The sequence below is a fragment of the Colwellia sp. C1TZA3 genome (assembly GCF_007954265.1).
GTDB lineage: Bacteria > Pseudomonadota > Gammaproteobacteria > Enterobacterales > Alteromonadaceae > Cognaticolwellia.
Window position 1 is genome coordinate 52,909 of the sequence record NZ_VOLS01000023.1, and the last position, 7,625, is coordinate 60,533.

4 protein-coding genes are annotated in these 7,625 nt (G+C 39.7%); 3 read left to right on the plus strand and 1 reads right to left on the minus strand.

From position 1 onward, the window contains the following. Nucleotides 1–104: 104 nt before the first annotated feature. The 3 genes from ESZ39_RS08850 (at nt 105) to ESZ39_RS08860 (ending at nt 6,831) form a co-directional block, all read left to right on the plus strand. Complete coding sequence (locus tag ESZ39_RS08850) at nt 105–1,766, plus strand: alpha-D-glucose phosphate-specific phosphoglucomutase (protein WP_146879553.1); 1,662 nt, start codon at nt 105–107, stop codon at nt 1,764–1,766. Between the two features lie 257 nt (nt 1,767–2,023). Next, nucleotides 2,024–3,613 carry a glycogen synthase gene (locus tag ESZ39_RS08855; RefSeq protein ID WP_146879554.1) on the plus strand — a complete coding sequence of 530 codons (1,590 nt, stop codon included), beginning with the start codon at nt 2,024–2,026 and terminating at the stop codon, nt 3,611–3,613. 512 nt (nt 3,614–4,125) lie between these two features. After that, entirely contained in the window at nt 4,126–6,831 is a 2,706-nt protein-coding gene (locus ESZ39_RS08860) for a M14 metallopeptidase family protein (protein ID WP_146879555.1), read from the plus strand. Nucleotides 6,832–7,429: 598 nt separating this feature from the next. Here the strand turns inward: ESZ39_RS08860 and ESZ39_RS08865 are convergent. Then, on the minus strand, nt 7,430–7,625 hold a 196-nt coding region (locus tag ESZ39_RS08865), incomplete at its 5' end, for a transposase (RefSeq protein WP_191321678.1).

Consider the following 7,625-nt stretch of genomic DNA (forward strand, 5'->3'; position numbering starts at 1 on the left):
TCGGACTTCAGTCCGTCAATTGTGATGCAGGCAAATAACCTGATGAGCAAAGCCTGACCTACAGGTGATTCAAGCACATGGCATATTATTTTTAAGGGTAAGTTATGACAACTGAGCAAAGCAAGCAAGCTAAGCAAACCAAGCAAGTAAAGACTCAAGCATTTACCGATCAAAAACCAGGTACTTCAGGCTTAAGAAAAAAAGTTACGCAATTTCAGCAAACCGGCTACTTAGAAAACTTTGTACAAGCAGTATTTAATACCATTGCGCCTTGTACCGGACAAAAACTGGTCTTAGGCGGTGATGGACGATTTTATAACCGCGAAGCGATTCAGGTGATTATTCGCATGGCGGTTGCCAATGGCTTTACTCATATTTTAGTCGGTCAGGGCGGTATTTTATCAACACCGGCAGCCTCTTGTGTGATCAGAAAAAATAAAGCCTGTGGTGGTATTATTTTATCGGCTAGCCATAACCCCGGAGGACCAGATGAAGACTTTGGGATTAAATTCAACGGAGAAAATGGTGGACCTGCTCCCGAAAAGTTAACTGAGGCAATATTTAAACAAACCTTATCTATGGAACAATACCTGAGTATTGACGCTGATGACGTTGAACTGGACCAATTAGGCACAGTACAAATAGCACAGTGTAAAATCGATATTATTGATCCCGTTAATGATTATGCCGATTTGATGGCGTCGATGTTTGATTTTACAGCAATGAGAGGCTTGCTGAGACAAGGCGACTTTCGTTTGTGTTTCGATGCTATGCATGCGGTTAATGGCCCTTATGCCAAAGAAATATTTGAAAAACGCTTAGGTGCACCAGCCGGCTCTGTCATTAATGGTGTGCCATTAACTGACTTTGGTGGTGGTCATCCAGATCCTAATCTAGTGCATGCTCATGAGCTTGTTGCTTTACTCTATGGTGATGACCCCTTTGATTTTGGCGCAGCTTCAGATGGTGATGGCGATCGTAATATGGTGTTGGGTAAGGCTTTTTATATTAATCCTTGCGACAGTTTAGCGATATTAACCGCTAATGCTAATTTGATACCGGCTTATGCGAAAGGTATTGCTGGTGTTGCTCGTTCAATGCCAACCAGTAGAGCGGTTGATCGAGTAGCAAAAGCGATGAATATACCCTGTTATGAAACACCTACTGGCTGGAAATTTTTTGGTAATTTATTAGATGCCGGCAAAATCACCTTATGCGGTGAAGAAAGTTTTGGTACGGGATCTGACCATATTAGAGAAAAAGATGGTATTTGGGCGGTATTGTTTTGGCTAAACTTAATGGCAGTAAAAAAACAGCCGGTCAGTGAAATTGTTAAAAACCATTGGTTGCAATATGGCCGTGATTATTTTACTCGCCATGATTATGAAGCGGTTGACAGTGCCAGTGCAGAGGAAATGATCGGTCAATTAAAAGCAAAACTAGCGTTGTTACCAGGTCAAGTTATTGCAGGCATTAAAATAGCCTCTGCGGATGACTTTCAATATATTGATCCCGTTGATAACAGTAAAACTAGCGCGCAAGGTGTTCGACTTTATTTAGAAAATGGCGGCCGTATTGTTTTTAGGCTTTCAGGTACCGGTACGCAAGGGGCAACCTTAAGGGTTTACTTAGATTGTTACCAGCAAGACCCAACGCTGTTAGCACAAGAAACACAGCAAGCCCTGAGTGAGTTAATTCAAGTGGCAGAAACGGTAGCAGGTATTAAACAATTTACCGGCAGAGAACAGCCTGATGTGATCACATAAGGCTTATAATGTGATCTCGATAAAGAAATAAGCTGAGGACTACAATCAGTTCTTTGGCTTATCTTTTAGGTATATCTTTTAGGTATATTTTTTAGGTACATTTTTTAGGTATAATTCTTAAACATATTTTTTAAACATAGTCTTTAAGCTAAGCATAGAACTTAAGTATAGAAATTAAGCATAGTTTTTAGGTATGCTCTTAAGTAGAGCGCTCAAGAAAATAATCAATAATATAAGAAAAAGTGAAAGGTATTGAAATGAAAATATTAATGGCGGCGGCAGAAAATGATGCATTACCGCGTGGCAAGGTTGGTGGTATTGGTGACGTAGTTCGAGATATTCCGCTCGCCTTAGCTAAAATTGGTCAAGAGCTTGATGTAGTCATGCCGGGTTATGGCAGCTTTTCTAAGCTTGCAGGCGCTCAACAGGTGACTTCATTAGAGGTTATGTTTGGTGGACAAGTACAAACTGTTGATATTTTTAAAATTTCACTAACACCTTCGCCAACCACTTTACTAGACACATCAGCAAAAAAAGTCAGCCAATGGGTGATTGAACATCCTTTGTTTGCTATCGGCGGTATAGGTAAAATTTATTGTGATGACCCCAGTAATCGACCTTTTGCCTCTGATGCTAGTAAGTTTGCATTATTTAGCGCCGCGGTCGCTAAGGCTATTATTAGTGATGTTTTTGGTAAAATTGATGTAATACACTTACACGACTGGCATACCGCTATGGTGTCAGTATTGCGCGCTTACGATCCTCAATATCAAGCATTAAAAGCCATTAAAACTGTTTATACTATTCACAATATAGCCCTGCAAGGTATTAGACCGATTGATGGTGATGAATCATCGCTAAAGTCTTGGTTTCCTGACTTAGCTTTTGATGAAAGCCAAATCAACGACCCTAGATATTATAACTGTTATAACCCGATGCGTTCTGGTATTAATCTATCAGATAAAGTCCATGCAGTTTCACCTACTTACGCGAAAGAAATATTATTACCTAGCAATGACCAACATGGATATTTTGGTGGTGAAGGTTTAGAAAATGATTTACGCCATGCCGCTAAAACAGGCCGGTTGCACGGTATATTAAATGGTTGTGAATACCCAGAAAAAGTCAGTGGTCGCCTTAAATTAACTGACTTAATAACGCTTTGTGATCAAGAGGTGATGAAGTGGTTAGCTGATAAACCTTTAGTTGATAACGCGCGTTTAATCGCAATAACGCGGTTAAAACAACTTGCCGTGAAAAAGTATAAAAAACAGCCTTTAGTATTAACGTCGGTTGGACGTATTACCGATCAAAAAGTGCGGCTTTTTCAACAAGTGATGGCCAATGGCGAAACGGCCTTAGAACAGTTGCTAACACTATTGTCTGATGACGGCGTTTTTATCCTATTAGGCAGTGGCGATAATGAGCTAGAAGCATTTTTAGCACAGTTAGCCTCGAAGCATAGTAATTTTATTTTCTTAAAAGGTTATTCAGAAGCGTTATCGAATAGTATGTACAATTCTGGCGATTTATTTTTAATGCCAAGCTCATTTGAACCTTGTGGTATCAGTCAAATGTTGGCAATGAGAGCAGGACAGCCATGTTTAGCGCACAGCGTGGGTGGTTTGAGTGACACGATAACTGATGATATAAACGGCTTTACCTTCAATGGCGATAACCCGCTACAACAAGCTGAAAATATGCTCAGCTGTTTTAAATCGACATTAGCAACCAAACAAATAAGTCCAAAAAAGTGGGCTAAAATCGCAACTAATGCCTTAAAGTCAAGGTATTTATGGAGTGACGTTGCACATGACTACGTTAAACATTTATACCAGTTCCATTAAGTTTGTGATCTTGTAGTGCGCAAGAAAAATAACTCAAGGTAAGGCGCTCGATTGAGCAATAGCTGGCTATTGGGAGTGAGAGCAACACAGCCTTGAGCTATTTTAACGAGTACAAGTGAGCAATAACTTAATGGGATTGGTATTATATAGTGATTAAGCCATATTGTTGCCCCTTGAGCTGACTTACTCGCTTAGTGTAGAAACTGAAAACTGAAAACTGAAAACTGAAAACTGAAAACTGAAAACTGAAAACTGAAGTGGTGTGGAATGGGTATTATACCCGCACCACTCAGCTCTCTAAGTGGCCAGCGTTTAATGGAGTGGCTATCAGCCAAATATTTCAATGTTTTAGTTTTAGGACTGTGCTGTGGAGCGAGAAGGGCATTCAGCTGATATTTTATAAATTTCATCGATAAATTGAGTACTTAGGTTATTTTTTGGCGTAGTATTTTAGTTAAGTCACCAAAACTTAACTTCTGATTTTAATTCAGGACTCATGCCCGAGAAATAATATGCTAAAAAAATGCTCACCATTACTGCTTTCACTTCTTATCAGCTTTGTTTGCTCGTTTACACTTTTAGCCAATAGTGCTCAGCAGATGTGGCCTGGCAGTGAATATGACCGCTCAATTCCTACTTTTTCAGACGTTTTAGGTTATGACGTGGGCGAAAAAATTACTAACTATGGTGATATGTTGCGCTACTTTGAAGCGCTTGAACGAGCGGCGCCAACGCAGATTAAACTGTTTGAATACGGCCGTACATGGGAAGGGCGTAAGCTTATTTATGCCGCCATCGGTAAAAGTGATGTTGTTGATAATCTCGATGACTTTGCCGATAAAATGCAAAAGCTCTCTGATCCACGCATTACAGATAAAAAGGCGGCTAAACAGTTAATCGCTCAACTACCTTCCTCAGTATGGTTAGGTTATGGCGTTCATGGCAATGAAATTAGTAGCACAGATGCGGCAATGATGACCGCCTATCATTTATTAGCTGCGCCCAATGAAGCGACTAATCGTAAAATATTAAAAAACACCATCGTTTTTATTGACCCTTTACAAAACCCAGACGGGCGCAGCCGATTTACCAGTCGTTATTACGCCACGGTGGGCATGCAACACAGTGCGGATAGGTTAAGCGCTGAGCATAACGAGCCTTGGCCAAGCGGCCGCTCAAATCATTATCTATTTGATATGAATAGAGATTGGTTAGCAATAACACAACCTGAAACCGCAGGCCGTATTGAAGTAATGAATCATTATCGACCATTAGTGGTGATTGACTTACATGAAATGGGCGGTGATAGCAGTTATTACTTTTCACCCGCCGCTCAGCCTTTTAACCCGCATATGACCCAAACTCAAATTGATAATATGACCGCTATTGGTAAAAACCATGGCAAACACTTTGACCGCCTTGGTTTTGATTATTTTACCCGTGAAGTATTTGATGCTTTTTACCCAGGTTATGGTGATAGTTGGCCAACATTTTATGGTGCATCTGCCTCAACTTATGAAGTTTCTTCTGCAAGAGGTGAGCTCTTTAAAAAGAAAACTGGCGAAACCTTAACTTATAAAAATACCGTTCAACGACATTTTGTTGCTTCAATTTCTACCGCGGAAGGCGTCGCTGACAATCACCATAAATTACTTAACGACTATTACAACTATCAAATCAGCGCTATTGCAGCAGGTAAAAGTAATAAAAAAGAACGAGTTTATATTTTACCTAACAACAGAAATGTCGCGGGAGGTCATCGCCTTGCAACACTAATGGCTCAGCATGGTGTTGAAGTAAAACAAGCCGACAAGGCCTTTAAACAATGTGGTAAAAGCTATCAAACCGGTGCTTACTTTATTGATACCGCGCAGCCTAAAGGTCGTTTTGTTACCACCACGTTTACCAAGCAAGTTGATATGGCACCGGCATTTGTTAAAGAGCAAGAACGCCGACGTGCCAGAAAACTGGCTGATGAAATTTATGATGTTACTGGTTGGTCATTACCATTAATGTTCGACGTTGATGTTGATGCCTGTTCAAAGCCAGTAAAAATAACAAGTCATCGTGTTAACAGTGACGACAAACTTATCGGTAAGGTTATTAACCCTGAAGCGAGCGTTGCTTATTTGGTTTCTTGGGGCGATATGGCCGCTGGTCGCTTCTTAACCGCAGCGTTGCAGCAAAATATTATTATTAAAAGTGCGGATAAAGCTTTTACCTTAGCTGAGCAAGAATACAATGCCGGTACATTGATCATCGAAAAGCGTAGTAATGACGAAGACTTAGCGACGAAAGTGATGGCAATAGCCCAAACTTCAGGCGCGCAAGTGCAAGGAGTTAATTCAAGTTGGGTTACTCAAGGCCCCAGTTTTGGTAGTAGCAATACCGTTACCATGACAGCACCCAATATTGCCATGGCATGGGACAAACCAGTTAGTTCGCTAAGTGCCGGTAATACTCGCTTCGTTATTGAACGTCAATTTAATTACCCGGTAACGGCAATACGCACCAACAGCCTTAAAAGTGCCAATTTATCAAATTACCAAGTGCTTATTTTACCCTCAGGTGACTATAAAGATGTGTTGGGCGTAAGTGGTGCTGAAAATATCAAGCAATGGGTAAAACGTGGTGGTGTATTAATCACACTGGGTAGTGCAACGCAATTTGCTGCTGAGCATGACATCGCTTTGTTAGATGTCAAAAGAGAACGCGCGTTTAAAGACCAAGCAGATAAGTCAACCGCAGCGAAAGAGGTTAATGACCTTGAAGCTGAGTCTATGGTGGACGGGCAGTTATTCGCCACTAAAAGTGCGCTAGTAACAGCCAGTGAAAATCCAAAAGAAAAACCTGACTTTGTTGCCGGCGTTTTAGCCAATATTGAAGTTGATCAAGAACATTGGTTAACGGCTGGGGTACATAAAAAACTTACAGCTATTGCCTATGGCAGCGATATATATGCGCCGATAAAACTAGCGTCAGGTAAAAACCTGGCTTGGTTTAGCGAGGCAGAAAATGTTTTAGCAAGTGGTTATTTATGGGCAGAAAATAAAAAGCAATTAGCTTATAAACCTTATCTTATTCATCAACCGATGGAACAAGGTATGGTGATCGCTTTTACTCAAGAGCCAACCACTAGAGCATATTTAGATGGGCTAAATATTATGCTCATGAATACCATTTTTAGAGCCGCAGCGCATGCTAATCCCTTAAGATGATAGTTAAGCTAATAATGACTAGAGCTATTGAGCTAATCTATTTAACACTTAGCGAGAGCTAAATAGAGTTAAATAGAGCTAAATAGAGACAAATAGAGTATCAACAGTACCGACTGAAGTAAATATGATGAAAGCGACGTAAGTCGCTTTTTTTATCATGATTTTTTGTGATAGCGTTTTCGTTATATAATACCAATTAATTAATTTGATATTATACCAATTTGATTAATTAAGTGATCACCTTTTTCATGAGGAAAAATGGATAAATACAAGGCATAAAATTTAGTCAGTAGTTATTCACCTTATAAATTTTATAACGCTGTAGTTATTTATTTTAACCATTAAAATGAGCAGGTAATTAATCAACTTGGTATTATACACTTGAATCAGTAATTCAGTTTCAAGGCATTAATATCGAGCTAATACCAATCCCATTAAGTTATTGCTCACTTGTACTAGTTAAAATAGCTCAAGGCTGTGTTGCTCTCAATCCCAATAGCCAGCTATTGCTCAATCGAGCGCCTTACCTTGAGTTATTTTTCCTGCGCACAACAAGATCACAAACTTAATGGAACTGGTATAATACCAATTACATTAATTAACCACTCAAATTTAGCCAGTCTCTAAAGCATATATCTTTCACCCTTTTTATATCACTTATGAAGCCGTTCCATGCATTACTACAAGATTCAACAATATCGTCATAATCCTTAAAACATTTATTCGCTAACTCATTCTGTCTTAACCACTGCCATACCTGTTCAATTGGATTTAATTCAGGTGAATAAGCGGGT